Origin of the sequence: Candidatus Pelagibacter sp. Uisw_136 (assembly GCF_047720275.1) — a bacterium.
Taxonomy (GTDB): Bacteria; Pseudomonadota; Alphaproteobacteria; order Pelagibacterales; family Pelagibacteraceae; genus Pelagibacter.
Window position 1 is genome coordinate 825,128 of record NZ_CP159812.1, and the last position, 15,265, is coordinate 840,392.

General features: G+C 31.4%; 17 protein-coding genes and 1 pseudogene. 8 read left to right on the forward strand and 10 right to left on the reverse strand.

The window, feature by feature from the left end; genetic code table 11:
• Positions 1-5: 5 nt before the first annotated feature.
• On the reverse strand, positions 6-1,016 hold the full coding sequence (gene dctP, locus ABXT53_RS04475; RefSeq protein WP_415289874.1) for a TRAP transporter substrate-binding protein DctP: 1,011 nt from the start codon (positions 1,014-1,016) through the stop codon (positions 6-8).
• Positions 1,017-1,107: 91 nt separating this feature from the next.
• Between dctP and ABXT53_RS04480 the strand changes: the two genes are divergently transcribed.
• The gene (locus tag ABXT53_RS04480; protein WP_415289875.1) at positions 1,108-2,253 is read left to right on the forward strand and encodes a CaiB/BaiF CoA transferase family protein; all 1,146 of its coding nucleotides are present in this window, start codon (positions 1,108-1,110) and stop codon (positions 2,251-2,253) included.
• Here ABXT53_RS04480 and rpoZ read toward each other — a convergent pair.
• Together rpoZ and ABXT53_RS04490 are read right to left on the reverse strand one after the other, a co-directional pair.
• A complete protein-coding gene (rpoZ, locus tag ABXT53_RS04485) occupies positions 2,250-2,819 on the reverse strand; it encodes a DNA-directed RNA polymerase subunit omega (RefSeq protein ID WP_415289877.1) in 570 nt (189 codons plus the stop codon). The genes ABXT53_RS04480 and rpoZ overlap by 4 nt on opposite strands.
• A gap of 42 nt (positions 2,820-2,861) precedes the next feature.
• Positions 2,862-4,070: an MFS transporter gene (locus ABXT53_RS04490; RefSeq protein WP_415289878.1), complete on the reverse strand. Its 1,209-nt coding sequence runs from the start codon at positions 4,068-4,070 to the stop codon at positions 2,862-2,864.
• A 14-nt stretch (positions 4,071-4,084) separates the two neighbouring features.
• Here ABXT53_RS04490 and ABXT53_RS04495 point away from each other — a divergent pair, with 14 nt between their 5' ends.
• Both ABXT53_RS04495 and ABXT53_RS04500 read left to right on the forward strand, forming a co-directional pair.
• Positions 4,085-4,954: an NAD(P)-dependent oxidoreductase gene (locus tag ABXT53_RS04495; protein WP_415289879.1), complete on the forward strand. Its 870-nt coding sequence runs from the start codon at positions 4,085-4,087 to the stop codon at positions 4,952-4,954.
• 6 nt (positions 4,955-4,960) lie between these two features.
• On the forward strand, positions 4,961-5,560 hold the full coding sequence (locus ABXT53_RS04500; RefSeq protein WP_415289880.1) for a flavin-binding protein: 600 nt from the start codon (positions 4,961-4,963) through the stop codon (positions 5,558-5,560).
• Here the strand turns inward: ABXT53_RS04500 and ABXT53_RS04505 are convergent.
• Entirely contained in the window at positions 5,557-6,339 is a 783-nt protein-coding gene (locus ABXT53_RS04505; protein WP_415289881.1) for a fumarylacetoacetate hydrolase family protein, read from the reverse strand. The genes ABXT53_RS04500 and ABXT53_RS04505 overlap by 4 nt on opposite strands.
• A gap of 8 nt (positions 6,340-6,347) precedes the next feature.
• Entirely contained in the window at positions 6,348-6,860 is a 513-nt protein-coding gene (locus tag ABXT53_RS04510; protein ID WP_415289883.1) for a gamma carbonic anhydrase family protein, read from the reverse strand.
• 20 nt (positions 6,861-6,880) lie between these two features.
• On the opposite strand from ABXT53_RS04510, the gene ABXT53_RS04515 reads away from it, so the two are divergent.
• Positions 6,881-7,435, forward strand: a complete 555-nt coding sequence (locus tag ABXT53_RS04515) for a thioredoxin family protein (RefSeq protein WP_415289885.1) — start codon at positions 6,881-6,883, stop codon at positions 7,433-7,435.
• The gene (locus ABXT53_RS04520) at positions 7,435-8,517 is read left to right on the forward strand and encodes a glycosyltransferase family 4 protein (RefSeq protein WP_415289886.1); all 1,083 of its coding nucleotides are present in this window, start codon (positions 7,435-7,437) and stop codon (positions 8,515-8,517) included. The genes ABXT53_RS04515 and ABXT53_RS04520 overlap by 1 nt, the downstream gene beginning before the upstream one ends.
• 6 nt (positions 8,518-8,523) lie before the next feature.
• Here ABXT53_RS04520 and ABXT53_RS04525 read toward each other — a convergent pair whose 3' ends face one another.
• The 4 genes from ABXT53_RS04525 to ABXT53_RS04540 all read right to left on the reverse strand — a co-directional run bounded on the left by ABXT53_RS04525 (position 8,524) and on the right by ABXT53_RS04540 (position 12,427).
• Positions 8,524-9,300, reverse strand: a complete 777-nt coding sequence (locus ABXT53_RS04525) for an Asp/Glu racemase (protein ID WP_415289888.1) — start codon at positions 9,298-9,300, stop codon at positions 8,524-8,526.
• 147 nt (positions 9,301-9,447) lie between these two features.
• Positions 9,448-10,950 carry a tripartite tricarboxylate transporter permease gene (locus ABXT53_RS04530; RefSeq protein ID WP_415289889.1) on the reverse strand — a complete coding sequence of 501 codons (1,503 nt, stop codon included), beginning with the start codon at positions 10,948-10,950 and terminating at the stop codon, positions 9,448-9,450.
• On the reverse strand, positions 10,947-11,417 hold the full coding sequence (locus ABXT53_RS04535) for a tripartite tricarboxylate transporter TctB family protein (protein ID WP_415289891.1): 471 nt from the start codon (positions 11,415-11,417) through the stop codon (positions 10,947-10,949). Before ABXT53_RS04535 ends, ABXT53_RS04530 begins: the two co-directional genes overlap by 4 nt.
• 29 nt (positions 11,418-11,446) lie before the next feature.
• Complete coding sequence (locus tag ABXT53_RS04540) at positions 11,447-12,427, reverse strand: tripartite tricarboxylate transporter substrate binding protein (RefSeq protein WP_415289892.1); 981 nt, start codon at positions 12,425-12,427, stop codon at positions 11,447-11,449.
• Between the two features lie 133 nt (positions 12,428-12,560).
• Between ABXT53_RS04540 and ABXT53_RS04545 the strand changes: the two are divergent.
• The 3 genes and pseudogenes from ABXT53_RS04545 to ABXT53_RS04555 form a co-directional block, all read left to right on the forward strand.
• A pseudogene (locus ABXT53_RS04545) lies at positions 12,561-12,713 on the forward strand (helix-turn-helix domain-containing protein); the annotation flags it as partial.
• 120 nt (positions 12,714-12,833) lie between these two features.
• The gene (locus ABXT53_RS04550; protein ID WP_415289894.1) at positions 12,834-13,241 is read left to right on the forward strand and encodes a hypothetical protein; all 408 of its coding nucleotides are present in this window, start codon (positions 12,834-12,836) and stop codon (positions 13,239-13,241) included.
• 1 nt (position 13,242) lies between these two features.
• Positions 13,243-14,316: an AbrB family transcriptional regulator gene (locus ABXT53_RS04555; protein WP_415289895.1), complete on the forward strand. Its 1,074-nt coding sequence runs from the start codon at positions 13,243-13,245 to the stop codon at positions 14,314-14,316.
• On the opposite strand, the gene ABXT53_RS04560 is transcribed toward ABXT53_RS04555, so the two are convergent.
• On the reverse strand, positions 14,308-15,240 hold the full coding sequence (locus ABXT53_RS04560; protein WP_415289897.1) for a glycosyltransferase family 9 protein: 933 nt from the start codon (positions 15,238-15,240) through the stop codon (positions 14,308-14,310). The two genes, ABXT53_RS04555 and ABXT53_RS04560, sit on opposite strands and share 9 nt — an antisense overlap.
• Between the last annotated feature and the right edge of the window lie 25 nt (positions 15,241-15,265).

Below are 15,265 nucleotides of genomic sequence, written 5' to 3' on the forward strand. Positions count from 1 at the left end.
TTGTTTTATTTAACTGCTAAAGCCATTTCCATAAGTTTCGCACCACCAGGTACTTTCTCTGCAAATGCTTTATGAGAAGTTTTCTTTGCAATTTCTACCCATTCAGCATGATCTTCAGCTGTCATGTATGCTAATTCAACACCAGCATCTCTATAAGCATCCTCAAATTTCTTATCAAGGTTAGATACTTGTGCTGTCATATATTTTTCAGCTACTTTTCCAGCTTTCATAAGAGCTTTTTGTTGCTTAGAATTTAATGCATCAAAAGATTTCTTAGACATAAGGATTGGCTCATACATAAACCATAAACCAAATTTTCCTGGAGGTGTTGCACATTTAACTTGTTCATAAATTTTGTAACTTACAAAACTTCCTGAACTAGTGTTCGCACCAGTTAATACACCCGTTTGTAGACCAGTATAGATTTCTGAAGATGGCATACTTTGAATACCCGCTCCTGCACCTTCAAGCATTTGATTAAATGCTTTTCCAGCTGCTCTCATTACTTGGCCTTTTGCATCACTAGGTTTTCTAATACATTGTGTCTTTGAAACAAAACCACCACCTAGCCAAGCATCAGATAAAACAACTACACCTGCATCATTAATAATTTTTTTAATCTCAGTCATCATTGGAGATTTATTAAATCTTAATGCATGCTCATGGTTTTTAACTGTACCAGGCATTAATGTTGCATCAAATTCTGGATGAAACTTTCCAGCATAACCTAATGGAAAAGCAGATATATCTAGCTGACCAGTAGTCATTGGCTTCCACTGTTCTTTAGGTTTGTATAAAGATTTTGCTGGGTAAATTCTAATATCGATGTCAACATCAGCTTTTTTTACTTCATCAGCAATAATTTGTACCATTTCATGACGTGGGTCAAAAGATCCATCAGCTCTAGGTGTACCAGGCCATTGGTGACTTGCTTTTAACGTTACCGCATAAGCAGAACCAACTGTTGATAAAACTAAAACTAATGCTGTAAAATATAAAGATATTTTTTTTAACATTATTATTCCTCTCATTAGTTATTTTAATGATGCATATAATTAAAGTTCTTGGTAAGAGTCAACACTACACAAAAACACTATTGTATAAAATATGGACGGTCCTTTAAAAAACCTATTAGTTCTTGATCTAACTAGAGTGTTAGTTGGGCCTTATTGTACCATGATGCTTTCAGATCTTGGTGCACGTGTCATAAAAGTTGAAGCACCAGAAGTTGGAGACGATTCTAGAAAATTTGGACCTTTTATTGAGGATTATTCAGCATATTTTATGTCACTAAATAGAGGCAAAGAAAGTATTGCCCTTAATCTAAAAAATGAAGATGACAAAAAAATATTTGATAAAATTCTAGCAAAAGCAGATATCTTAGTTGAAAATTTTAAACCTGGCACATTAGAAAAATGGGGTTACGGCTGGAAAGATGTTTGTAAAAAATATCCAAGATTAATTTATGCATCAGCTTCTGGCTTTGGACAAACAGGTCCTTTAAAAGAATTGCCTGCTTACGATATGGTTGTTCAAGGTATGGGTGGTTTAATGAGTGTTACCGGTCAGCCAAATTCTGAACCAACAAGAGTTGGTACATCTATCGGTGATATTACTGCAGGCTTATTCACAACTGTTGGAATTAATGCAGCCCTTTATGATAGAGAAAAAACTGGCAAAGGAACTTTTATTGATGTTTCAATGCTGGACTGTCAAATAGCAATTTTAGAAAATGCTATTGCAAGATATCTTGCTAAAAATGAAATACCAAAACCAATGGGATCCCGTCACCCATCTATTGCTCCTTTTGAGGCTTTTAAAACAAAAGATAGTCACATCATTATAGCAGCTGGTAATGAAAAATTATTTGAAAAACTTTGTAATGTTTTAAATATTCCTGAAATATCTAAAGATCCAAAATTTAATACAAACTCATTGCGATCAGAAAATATGGATGATCTTAAAAAAATACTTGAAGATAAACTTATTGTTAAGAATACTAATGACTGGGTAAGTGAAATGGAAAAAAAAAAAATTCCATGTGGTCCAATATTTAATATTAAAGAAGCCGTTGAAAACCCTCAAGTTCAAGCAAGAAATATGATTGTTAAAGCACATCACAAAGTAATTGGAGATTTTAAATTAGCGGGTAATCCAATTAAAATGTCTAATTATAAGGATGAAACAACACGTGGTGATATTCCAGACTTAGATGAACACAGGGAAGAAATCTTAAAGGAATTTAATAATTAACTATTAGGTTCTGTTTCTTCTGCATCTTCTTTGGCAGTTTCAGTTTCAGCAATTTGATCTAAAGAAACTTCAGTTTCTTCACTAGCAGTTTCAGTTTCTTCACTAGCAGTTTCAGTTTCTTCACTAGCAACCTCAAGTTCTGGATTAACTTCTACTTCAGGTTCTGCTTTTGCAGTTAATTCTTCTAAATCTTCTGGTGCAACTTGAATTTTTTCTGGTATTTTTCTAGCTCTTTTAGATGGTAAAATAGGTGTTCCACTTTTTGAAATTTCACCCTTATACATACTGTCAAAATCATCACCGATAATTTCATCATCATCTGTTCCATCATCAACTTGTTCAACATGTTTTCTAAGTTTATGAATGGCACTATCAGTTAAGTCTGAAACTTTAATAGTTTCTTGTGCAATTTCTCTTAAAGATATAACTGTATTTTTGTCATTATCTCTATCAAGAGTAGGCTCAAGACCTGAATTTAATTGAACTGCTCTTTCTTTAGCAACAAGTACTAATTCGTAAGGACTTTCTACTTTATCTATGCAATCTTCTACTGTTACTCTAGCCATGCGCAGTATCTATACGGTGGTTAAAAAAAATCAAGGTTAATTTTACAAATATTGAGGATTAAGCTTGTTCTTTATGAAGAATAGCAACAATATTGCAATTAAAACATAAGATCCTGAAACTAAAGCGATTTGTTCAATAGAGAAGCTATTATCGATCAATATTCCAAATAAAGCTGTTCCAAATGCAGTTGAAAAAACCATGAAGGCTGTTGTGAGAGCTTTAATGGAGCCAATATATTTAACCCCATAAATTTCTGCCCATGTAGCAGAACCTAAAACATTTGATAGTCCATTTGAAACCCCAATTAAACCCAAGAAGACAAAAGATGAAAATGGTGAATCAAAATAATAGAGCACAAACGTTGCAATTAATAAAGGAATGTTCATGTAGATTAATAATTTTCTACTTGTAAATTTATCAATCAAAAACCCAGATAAAAATAAAGTAATAACTGATAAAACTGAATACACCATAAAAGATTGGGCTATTACATAAGGTCCCCAATTTTTAGATGATACTATAAAAGATTGATAAACAAATGTTCCTGTTGCAATTGAAGGCATCGCCAACATAGTTAAACAAATAATATAAAATCTATAATCTTTTAATACTTCACTTCTTTTCCATTGTTTGATTTCTTTTGTCTTAACATCATTAAGATTTATAGTTTCTCTTGAATCTAATTTAATATTTTTTACTAATGAAAAGGTAATTATTGGTAATACTATGATGACAAAAATTGAAATAACTATCCAAATATTTCTCCAATCAACAAAAGTTAATAAAAAAATAATCAATAATGGCAAAATAAATTCAGCTAACGATAAACCAAGCCAAGTTGTACTTAATGCACGTCCCCTAGTCTTTTCAAAAAATCTTGAAATCGTTGTAGTTGCTGTGTGAGACATTAGTCCCTGTCCTGATAATCTCATTAAAAAGATTGAGAAAAATAAAAAAACCACTGATGAAATTTTAGAAAATAAAAAACAAGAGACTGCTAGTAAAGCAATAACATAAGATGCAAATTTTAAGATATTAAAGTCATCAATTTTTTTTCCAATCCAGACAAGTATAAAACTACTTAATAAAGTTGCAGACGCATATATTGATCCAAATTGACCGTGCGTGATAGAAAGTGCGTCCCTTATGCTTGAATTAAACAGTCCTAAAAAAAAACTCTGTCCAAAACTTGAAAAAAATGTAAATATAAATCCAAATAAAATTACTTTAAAATTCAAACTTTTAAACATAGGAAATAAAATTTATGTCTTGTAATGTCGCTTTCATTGGTCTTGGTGTCATGGGTTATCCAATGGCTGGTTATATATCAAAAGCTGGTCACAATGTAACTGTTTATAATAGAACTTCTTCAAAAGCAGATAAGTGGGTCGCAGAATTCAAAGGATCTAAAGCTAATACTCCTGCAGAAGCAGCAGATGGTGCAGAGTATATATTCACATGCGTTGGAAATGATAATGATCTTCGTGAAGTAACTTTTGGTGATAATGGTATTTTTAAAACAATTAAAAAAGGTGCTATCTATGTTGATAACACTACAGCTTCCGCAACAATCGCAAGAGAGATTTATGAATTTGCAAAAAAAAATGGATTTGGATCATTAGATGCACCAGTATCAGGTGGTCAAGCTGGAGCAGAAAATGGTGCACTAACTGTTATGATTGGTGGTGATCAAGCTGATTTTGATAAAGTTAAAGATAAAATTGATTGCTACAGCAAAAAGATGAAATTATTAGGTGGTGCTGGTAATGGCCAATTAGCAAAAATGGTTAACCAAATTTGCATTGCAGGTTTAGTTCAGGGTTTATCAGAAGCAATTAACTTTGGAAAAAAAGCAAGCTTAAATATGGAAGATGTAATTGAGGTTATATCTAAAGGTGCTGCTCAATCTTGGCAAATGGAAAACAGATACAAAACGATGATTGATGATCAGTTTGAATTTGGTTTTGCAGTAGATTGGATGAGAAAAGATTTAAAAATTGCAATGGATGAAGCTAAAAACAATGGTTCACAACTCCCTGTAACTGAAGTTGTTGATAAATATTACGGTGAAGTTCAAGAGATGGGTGGAAACCGTTGGGACACTTCTAGTTTGATTAAAAGACTTAGTAAATAATCTATAATGCAACCAGCATACTACGAAGATTTTGAAGAGATCAAAAGTAAAATCTGGTCAATGCTGGATAATGCTATCAAAGATAGAAGTTCTCAATTTAGAATTCCTGTGTTCATCTGTGGGGACCAAGATAATTTTGATGGGAGAATTGTAGTCCTTAGAAAATCAGATCGAGAAAATAATCTTGTCCAATACCATAGTGATATTAGATCTAATAAAATTGCTAAATTAAAAGCAAATAAAAATGCAGCAATGCTTTTTTATGACAAAGATGAGAAGATCCAAGTTAGACTTAAAGTTGAATGTATTGTTAATCATGAAAATGATATTACAAAACAGTCTTGGTTAAAAACAGGGCATATGAGTAGAAAATGTTATTTAGTTGATAATGGACCAGGAACATTATCTAATACTCCTACTTCCGGACTAAAACCTGAGTTAGATAATTTTGAATTTACGATGGAGCAAAGTGAGGTGGGATATAAAAACTTTACTGTTATTCAATGTAAAATTAAAAGTATTGAGTGGCTTTATTTAGCAGCCAAAGGTCACCGTCGTGCTAGATTTGATTTGAAGAATAACAAAGATACCTGGTTAATTCCTTAGTAAAAAGTAGTGTTCACATCTCCAAATGCAGATGATGTAACTTCAATTAATTTTTTATCATTTATTGGAACTGGAAATCCATAAGCACCAGTCAAAATTAAATCACCTTTTTTTAAATAAATTCTTTTTTTAGCTAGTTCTTTAACTAGCCACTCAATTTCTGAAAGCATGTCATGTGGCCATTTTTTATTAACCCAAGTATCTATAATTTCATTGTCATAAATAAGCTTAAGATTAGTTTCTATTTTATCTATTGGTAATTTTGTTTCTGGTCCCAAAACCACTCCAGCATGTATTGCATTATTTGCAAGAAGTTCAGCTCCATATGGCTCATTGCCATAAAAAATAAGATTGTGAATTTCAATTAAAGGATAAATTCCTTCAATCGACTCTAGTATATAATCAAAAGAAGATAGTTCAGCTTTAATATCACGATTTAATATAATACCAAATTCAGCTTCCATTGCAGGGTTGGTGTAGTTTTTTTTATTAAGAGTTACACCACTAGTGTACAATTCACTTTTCCAAAGATAACCACATGCAGGTTGTGTAAATCCCATTTTTTTTTGAGTCTCTTTTGCAACACATCCTATTTTATATCCAATAATTATTTCTCCTCTCTTCTCTCTTAATCTTGCAATATTTGATTGAATAAGCAAAGCATCTTCATTACCTATTTCTATTTTCTCTTTAAAAATTGTCCCAGGATTCTTGGCATCATAATCCTCTAAAATTTTATTTGTAAATAGATCTAATTCCTTTTGAGATAAATGACTCATTTGGTTTTTTAAAATACTGATTTAGAATACTTTTTCCAGTTATCCTGATAGTGAATAGCGTTTTCAGTAATTAACTTTATCTCTTCAGTTGATACTTGTCTTACAATTTTACCAGGTGAACCAACTACTAGAGAGTTATCTGGAATGACTTTATTTTCAGTGATCAGTGCATTAGCGCCTATAATGCAATTTTTCCCAATCTTTGCTCCATTTAAAATTACAGCACCAATTCCAATTAAAGAATTGTCTTCAATCGTGCACCCATGAAGCATAACTAAGTGACCAATAGTTACATCTTTTCCAATTTTTAATGGGTAACCTGGATCAGTGTGCAATACACTACCGTCTTGGATATTGGAGCCTTCACCAACATAAATATTTTCAACATCGCCTCTTAGGGTAACATTAAACCAAATGCTGGTATTTTTTTCTAAAGTAACATCACCAATGATAGATGCATTAGATGCAGACCAATTTTCACCTAAATTTTTAACTTTTTTATCTTCCAAATCATAAAACATAACTTATATATTATTATAACATGCCGTTAAAAACTCCAATATGTGATTTCGAACAAGCTGCTAAAAGCTTTGAATTAAAGTCTACTAATAACGAAGTTATTAAATTAAATGACGTTAAAGGGACAAATGGAACTTTGGTTATGTTTATTTGTAACCACTGCCCTTACGTAAAAGCTGTTATTAAAGACATTGTTGAAGATTGTAAAAATTTAGAAAAACTTGGAGTAAAAGCAGTAGCTATTTCAGCAAATGATCCAATAAATTATCCTGAAGATAGTTTTGAAAATATGATTGAATTTGCAAGGAAACATCAGTTTAATTTTCCCTATCTATTTGATGAAACTCAAAATGTTGCAAAAAGTTATGATGCAGTGTGCACTCCTGATTTTTTTGGATACAATGATAATTTAGAATTACAATACAGAGGTAGAATAAGAGAATTAGACAATTTAAAACCAGTAAGAACTGGTGATAGTGATTTATTTATTGCAATGAAACAAATAGCTGAGACGGGTAAAGGTCCTGAAACTCAAATTCCAAGTGTTGGCTGCGGTATTAAATGGTTAGATAATTAATGTATTTAATAGTTACAAAAACATTTCCCCCAGAAGTGGGTGGTATGCAAAATTTAATGTGGGGTTTAGCGAATGAACTTTCAAAACACTACATGATAAAAGTATTTGCTGATCATCATGAAAATTATAAATTATTTGATGAGCAAGTTTCTTTTTCAATAGAACGTGTTGGTGGAATAAAACTTCTTAGAAAATATAGAAAAGCTCAATTGATTAATGAATTTATTAAAGAAAATAAAATTGATGGCATTATTGCTGATCATTGGAAAAGTTTAGAACATCTTAAAACTAATAAAAAAAAGATATGCTTGATCCATGGTAAAGAAATTAATCATGAAAAAGGCACCTCTCTTAATAAAAGGGTATTAGAAGTTTTAGATAATGTTGAAACCATCGTTGCTAATTCTGAGTACACTAAAAATCTAGCTATTTCATTGGGTGTTCAGCAAGATAAAATCATAGTTATTAATCCTGGTGTTGATCCAGTTGAAGAATTGGATAAAAAAACCTTAGATAAAGTAGAGAATTTATTAAAACATAAATCTCCAAGACTTATTACTGTATCAAGATTTGATAAAAGAAAAAATCATGAAAAAGTGATCATGGCTCTTCGAAATTTAAAACAAATATATCCAGGTATAGTCTATATTTGTGTAGGTTATGGAGATGAAGAGAAAAATATTAAAAAATTAGTAGCAGAACTAGGCCTTCAACCGCAAGTAATGTTCTTTAATGATATTTCTAATGAATTAAAAAATGCATTAGTTGCTAAATCTGATATTTTTGTCATGCCATCAATTGTTCATAAAAAATCAGTTGAAGGATTTGGAATAGCTTATGTTGAAGCTGCTCAATATGGATTGCCTTCTCTTGGAGGAAAAGATGGGGGTGCAGCAGATGCAATCGAGCATGAGAAGACGGGTTTAATCTGTAATGGTAATGAATTAGATGAAGTTTACTCATCAATAAATTTAATGTTAGAAAATAATAAATTTCATGAGTATGGAAAGGCTGCCAAAGAAAGCTCTGCTAAGTTTAAGTGGAGTACAATTATTGAAGAATATAAAAAAGTCTTAAACTAAAACTGTCTACACTTTTGTATTTTTTATATCTGTCTTCAAAAGAGTTCCTCCTCCGGGTGTGATAGCTTTTAATCCCAAGGCTTGTAAAATACTCCAAGTAGTAGCAACTGAAGCAGATAATGTAGGGATACCAGTTTGTTTTTCTATTGCTTCAATGGCAGGCAAAGATGGCATTTGAACACAAGCTGAAGCAACAATTGCATCTACTCCTTTTGTATCAAGTTTTTTCCAAAGTTCAGCAGGTGCCATTGGGTCTTGTGAAGCAACATCTAAGTTATTTGGAATTTCCAGTGCCAGATAATCTTTTACCTCTACTCCTTCACTTTCAATATAATCAACAACCATTTTTGACAAAGGTTTCATGTATGGACAAATAATTGAGACTTTTTTTGCACCTAGCGAATGAAGTGCATCGACCAAAGCTCCAGCAGAACTAACTGTAGGTGTTGGTGATCCATTTGCAGCACTTGCCTCAAACAATCTTTTAGCACTCACATTATGGTAACCATGACCTCTACTCATAATTGCAACAAGACACGCATAAGCCTGAACCTCCACTGCAGCATCTGAGAGTTCAGCGGCACAACGAAGACTGTCATCATCCATCCGTTCCAATTCTTCTTTTGTTACATTTTTCATTCTCATACGTGAGGAATGGAAAGTGAAATGGTCTGGAAAAATATCCTCTCTTGCACGCAAGAGTGCTGGTATCTCTGTTTCCATAGTGACATTTGAACTTGGTACAATCAGACCAACACGTCTGGCAGTTTTTTGAGAAATCATTATTTTTCCTTTATTTAAATTTTTGGATTTTAAATTAGCATTATTTAAATTTATATTTACATTTTTTTTAAATTTAAGACAGTTCTTTTTGAGACTTGTCTAATTTAAATAATGCAAGATTGTAGATAGGTTTAAAAAAATTCTAAACTAAATTTTTTTATTTTTAATTGTTTTGTATATTTGCCAACCAACAATTAGAATTGTAATTCCTATTATTGAAGCGGTAAGAGGTCTGCCCCATAAAAAAGTCCATGAACCATCACTTATTAATAAAGATCTTCTTAAGTTTTCTTCCATTAATCCACCGAGGACAAAGGCTAATATGAGTGGTGGCATTGGAAAATCGTATAAGCGCATAAACGTTGCAACAACTGCAATCCCAATCATTAGATAAATATCAAAATTATTAAATGACATTACATAAATTCCTGTAATTGAAAAAAATAGAATAAGAGGAATTAAATAGTTTTTAGGTACTGCAAGTATTCTTGCTATGTAGGGTATTAAAGGTAAGTTTAAAATAAGTAACACTACCATTCCAATATACATAGACATAATAACTGACCAAAAAATTTCAGGATTAGTTATATAAAGTCTAGGTCCTGGTTGAATTCCAAATCCTAATAAAGCACCAAGCATTACTGCAGTAGTTCCACTTCCAGGTATTCCTAAAGTTAATAAAGGAACAAAAGCTCCAGAGCACGCTGCATTGTTTGCGGTTTCTGGTGCAGTTAAACCATGAACACTACCTTTGCCAAATTTTTCTTTTTCTTCGTCACTAACAAAATTTCTTTCCATTCCATATGCTAGAAATGATGCAATAGTTGCACCAGCTCCTGGTAAAACTCCAATTAAAAAACCGATAACTGAGTTCCGAGGAATAGCTTTTAACATTTTACTTCTCTCTTCTTTATTAATCTTAATTGAACCAAGTTCAGTCAATGAAACTTGTTTAGCAACAGCAGATGGATCATTTCGTTTTAAAATAATTGTTAAAGCCTCACTCATAGCAAAAGTTGCCATCACAACTAAAACGAAACTTATCCCATCGGATAAATTCATATTATTAAAAGTAAATCTTGTAATGTCAGATAAAGAATCTTGCCCAACTGACGCTAACATTAGACCTAAAACAACCATCATCATTGCTTTTAAAAATTGTCCCTTTGATGAAAAGGCTGCAATTGCTGTTAAACCTAAAATCATTAAAGCAAAATAATCTGGTGATCTAAACGATAAACTTACTTTAGATAAACTTGGTGCAAGAAATAATAAATAAATTGAAGCAAGTGTTCCACCTGCAAAAGAACTCCAAGCAGCAATCGCTAATGCTTTTCCAGCTTTACCTTGTTGCGCCATAGGATATCCATCAAATGATGTTGCAACAGTTCCAGGAACACCCGGGGCATTTAATAAAATTGATGAAGTTGATCCACCAAATACTGCACCATAATAAACACCTGCCATTAAAATTAATCCAGTAGCTGGATCAAAACCATAAGTAATAGGTATCATTAATGCAATTGCCGTCATTGGTCCAAGACCTGGGAGCATTCCAATGATGGTTCCAAAAAAACAACCGATCATAACCATAAATATGTTTTGAAATGTAAGAGCTGTTTTTAAACCGATTAAAATTCCTTCAATCATCCCATAACTCCAATTAGTTTTAAAAATGGATCTCTTAAATAAATTTCAAGTACTCCATGCAAAAGATACATAAAAGCACCCACAAAAGGGAAAGAAAGTAAAAATATTAACTTCCACCTTCTCTCACCTAGCGCATAATAAGAAGACGCTAGAAATAGAGAGGTAGTTAAGAAATAACCTACCTTTAATATAGTTGCTCCATAAATAATTGCTATAATCACAAGTATAGCCGTTTTCTTGTACTCTAAATTATTATGATCAACTTTAATGGTATTACGTTCTGGTAAAATAATTTTTAAACCAGAAAAGAATAAACCAGCATAGCCTAAATAAATTGGAAATGTTCTGGCATTAAAAGGTGCATTTTCATCAAATGAAAAAACCTGAATTTGATATGCGATATATAAATAGAATGCTGAGAAAATAAAAAAGAGCAGTGATATAATTTTAGTAGTATTTATATTCACTGCTCTAATTTTTAAATAATCCTAAAGGATTATATAACTCCTAATTTCTTCATAAGAGCTGTCATTTCTACAGTTTGTGCATCTAAGAATTTAACAAAATCCTTATCTGAGTTATAAATATTAACCCAAGCATTTCTTTTTCTAACAGCTTCCCATTCAGGAGTTTTCATAACTTTACCTAACATTTCAGATAAAGCTTTTTTATCTTTATTGCTCATATTAGGAGGTCCAAAAAATCCTCTCCAGTTTACGAACTGAACATCATAACCTTGTTCTTTTAGAGTTGGTGCATCTGGTGCATCAGCTACTCTTGAAGGAGCAGTGATACCAATAATTCTTACTTGGTCTCTTGCACCCATAAGTTCACCTAAACCTGTAGAGATAATTTGAGTTTCTCCAGATAAAAGTCCAGCTAACGCTTTTCCACCAGCATCATAAGGAATGTAAGCAACATCATTTGGATTAGCACCAGCAGCTTGGAAAGCTAAAGCACCAATTAAATGGTCCATACTTCCTCTTACTGATCCACCAGCCATTTTGATAGAGCTTGGGTTCTTTTTGTATGCATCAACTACATCTTTAAAGTTTTTGTAAGGTGAGTCTTTTGCAACTGCAATTGCACCATAGTCACCAATTACACCAGCGATCGGTGTAACATCTTTATAAGATAGAACTCCAGACCCTGAAACATAACCTTCGTGTCTAGTGATAGATCTTAAAACTAGCGGTGTAGATTGTACTAAAACCGTATTTTTAGGTTGAGTATTAATCATGAAAGCTAAAGCTTTTCCTCCACCACCACCTGACATATTTTCAAATGATGCACTTTTTAACATTCCTGATTTTGTTAAAGCTTCTCCAGTACCTCTAGCAGTTCCATCCCATCCACCACCAGCACCACCACCAATTACGAAATGGATTTTATCCATTGCGATTGAATTTGTTGCTGTTGCAGAGAATAATAGAATTGCTGAGAATAGTACTGAAACTATTTTTTTAATGTTTTTCATTATTTCCTCTTTATTAGTTAATAAGACATTTACTTGAAATCTTAATCAGTAGTCAATACCGTTTTACCTTATTGTTCTATTAGATAGAACCTGCTATTCTACCTAGTAGAATATAATTAAAATAAAAAAAAAAATTGATGGTGTTGAGGCTGTAAACAAAGCACTAGAGATTATAAACTGTTTCACTCTGAAAAGAGAAACATTAAGCATAACAGAAATTTCAAAAATTACAGGTGATTATAAAAGTAGAGTTTCTAGAATTTCAAGATCATTAGAAAATTATGGGTTCTTAAGAAGAATTGATAATGGTGCATTTAAACTTGGAAGCTCAATTGGTAGGCTAATAGAAGTTTATGATGATAGTTTCAATTTTAAAAAACTTATAAAAGATGAGTTAGATTTCATAATGACAAAATCAAATGAAACGGCTAGTTTTTTTGTTAAACAAAAAAATTATAGAACTTGTTTGATAACTAGTGAACCTAATAAACCCATAAAACATACAATCCAAACTGGATTAAAAAGACCTTTAGATAAAGGTTCAAGCGGACATGTTCTTTCAGCATTTAATAATTTACCAATTAAAAATAAAGAAACTATTCTTAAAGATCAATTTTCTATGTCCTTTGGTGAAAGAGATAGAGAGATCGCTTCGGTTTCTGTCCCAATAATACCAACTAAAAATAAAATTTTAGGATCACTGACAATTACAGGGCACATTAGTAATTTTAATAAAAAAAATTGTTTATCATTTTTAAATATTTTAAGATTATCAAGAATTAAGATTGAAAAAAAACTTAAAAAAATTTCATAAAATGAATACTTCTCTTGACTTAAACAAAAATGCTTTAAAACAATTATTTTCTAAAAAATTTCTACTAGTTATTTTAATTTCTATCCCAAGTGCAATTGTAGCTGATTATTTTAATATCCCATTAGCGTGGATGCTTGGTCCTATGCTTGCAGTTTCTGTTGCAGCTTTAAGTGGAATAAAAATTAAAATGCCAAAACTAGCTTTAAGTTCAATTTTAATAGTTCTTGGTCTTCATATTGGAAATTATATTGATCAAAATTTAATCAATCAAATGACTGAATGGGTGTGGACTTCAATAATAATGTTTGTCTATATTTTAATAAGTATTTTAATTGTTTCAAAATATTTACAAAAATTTTCAGGTTATAATGTTAAAACCTCTATTTTTTCAGCAGCTCCAGGAGCTTTAGGTCCGTTAATGATATTAGCTGAACATGAAAAATCTGATTTATCTCAAGTTGCTACATCACATTTAATTAGGTTAATTATAATAATAACCGTCATTCCCTTTTTTGTTGTTAACTACTCAACAAATGAAGCTCTAGTAATTGAAAAATTTAATTACTTAGATCAAAATCATTTTCATCTTTTAATCCTCTTAATAGGCTCAATATCATTAATTTTTATATTTGATAAAATTGGTGTGCCTGCTGCATTATTATCTGGAACACTAGTTGCAAGTGGAATTCTGCAAATATCTGAAGTTGCTTCCTATAAACTTCCAGATGAAAGTATAAATTTTTGTTTGCTTATTTTGGGTGCCTCTGTTGGTTGTCGTTTTGCAGACAAATCATTAAAAGAAGTTGCGGGTAATACGTTCCATAGTTTGATTGCAACTGCAATACTAGTAACTCTTGGATTGTTAGCTGCAATTGTTGCCACATACTTTGTGGATACCAATTTCTTAACTCTACTCTTATCTTTCTCTCCTGGTGGAATTTATGAGGTAGCAGTTATTGCAATAGCTTTTGATCTAGATCCCAACTTTGTAGCATTTCATCATATTATTAGATTGCTGATGATACTGTTTACTATTCCTATAATATTGAAAATTATTGGTAAGAAATTAAATTAATATTTTTTCTAAAACTTTAGCTGCACTTAATTTTTCTAAATCATCAACTTGTATTGCTTTAAAGTTTTCTCGTTCAATACTAACTTTGTAAGCAGTTGTGTGTTTACCAAATAAAGTCAAACCTTTCACACCAAGGTGAGCTGAAATATGAGCTGGGCCGGTATCATTTGCAATAACAAATGAACTTTCTTTAATTAGACTTGCTAGTTGCGATACATCAAGGGCTTTACCATTATCTAAAATTGAAACAGCATTAATGTTTTTTGCGTCATCAATTTCAGAGGACCCAGGTGCAACTACTACATTAATTTGGTCTCCATATTTATTTTTAATTAACTCTATTAGTTCATTGTAATGGGGCCATTTTTTATGTGTTAGATGAGCTGAACAAAAAGGAAATAAAACAATATATTTATCTATATTAAATTCTTGTTTAATATTATCAATGTTAGTGACAGCCCAACTAAAATTTGGTTTCATGGTGTGTTCAGTTTTAATTCCAGAAGTTTTTAGTTGATGATCAAATCTATTTAAAACTGGGTCTTTATCAAATTCTTCTTTTGAGATATTGTTTGGTAAAGTGGTTTCTGAACTAGACCAAGTATTAAAATTTTCTTTTGGAAATAAAATATTCTTATAAAATTTTGTTCTAGATGAGTTTTGTAAATCATAAACTTTTTTTACCTTTAGTTTCTTTAAAGTTCTCATCAATAAATATAGATAAATTAGATTAAACCTTGATAAACGCCTATCTAAAATAACACTATGAACAAGTGGGTTTTTTTTAAATAATTCAAAATAAGGTTTTGTTGTTAATATATGTATTTGATCTTCTGGGTGGTTTTCAGAAATATCTTGAATTGCTCCACAAGCTTGGGCTATATCTCCTAAAGAACCATGTTTGATAACTAAAATATTAGACATATTTCTAACAACTTAACATAGTATA

Coding starts and splice junctions, on each gene's coding strand:
- ABXT53_RS04555 (WP_415289895.1), top strand. CDS start 13,243: ATGAATACTTCTCTTGACTTAAACAAAAATGCTTTAAAACAATTATTT.
- ABXT53_RS04540 (WP_415289892.1), bottom strand. CDS start 12,427: ATGAAAAACATTAAAAAAATAGTTTCAGTACTATTCTCAGCAATTCTA.
- ABXT53_RS04480 (WP_415289875.1), top strand. CDS start 1,108: ATGGACGGTCCTTTAAAAAACCTATTAGTTCTTGATCTAACTAGAGTG.
- ABXT53_RS04490 (WP_415289878.1), bottom strand. CDS start 4,070: ATGTTTAAAAGTTTGAATTTTAAAGTAATTTTATTTGGATTTATATTT.
- ABXT53_RS04510 (WP_415289883.1), bottom strand. CDS start 6,860: ATGTTTTATGATTTGGAAGATAAAAAAGTTAAAAATTTAGGTGAAAAT.
- dctP (WP_415289874.1), bottom strand. CDS start 1,016: ATGTTAAAAAAAATATCTTTATATTTTACAGCATTAGTTTTAGTTTTA.
- rpoZ (WP_415289877.1), bottom strand. CDS start 2,819: ATGGCTAGAGTAACAGTAGAAGATTGCATAGATAAAGTAGAAAGTCCT.
- ABXT53_RS04520 (WP_415289886.1), top strand. CDS start 7,435: ATGTATTTAATAGTTACAAAAACATTTCCCCCAGAAGTGGGTGGTATG.
- ABXT53_RS04525 (WP_415289888.1), bottom strand. CDS start 9,300: ATGATTTCTCAAAAAACTGCCAGACGTGTTGGTCTGATTGTACCAAGT.
- ABXT53_RS04530 (WP_415289889.1), bottom strand. CDS start 10,950: ATGATTGAAGGAATTTTAATCGGTTTAAAAACAGCTCTTACATTTCAA.
- ABXT53_RS04550 (WP_415289894.1), top strand. CDS start 12,834: ATGACAAAATCAAATGAAACGGCTAGTTTTTTTGTTAAACAAAAAAAT.
- ABXT53_RS04495 (WP_415289879.1), top strand. CDS start 4,085: ATGTCTTGTAATGTCGCTTTCATTGGTCTTGGTGTCATGGGTTATCCA.
- ABXT53_RS04560 (WP_415289897.1), bottom strand. CDS start 15,240: ATGTCTAATATTTTAGTTATCAAACATGGTTCTTTAGGAGATATAGCC.
- ABXT53_RS04515 (WP_415289885.1), top strand. CDS start 6,881: ATGCCGTTAAAAACTCCAATATGTGATTTCGAACAAGCTGCTAAAAGC.
- ABXT53_RS04500 (WP_415289880.1), top strand. CDS start 4,961: ATGCAACCAGCATACTACGAAGATTTTGAAGAGATCAAAAGTAAAATC.
- ABXT53_RS04505 (WP_415289881.1), bottom strand. CDS start 6,339: ATGAGTCATTTATCTCAAAAGGAATTAGATCTATTTACAAATAAAATT.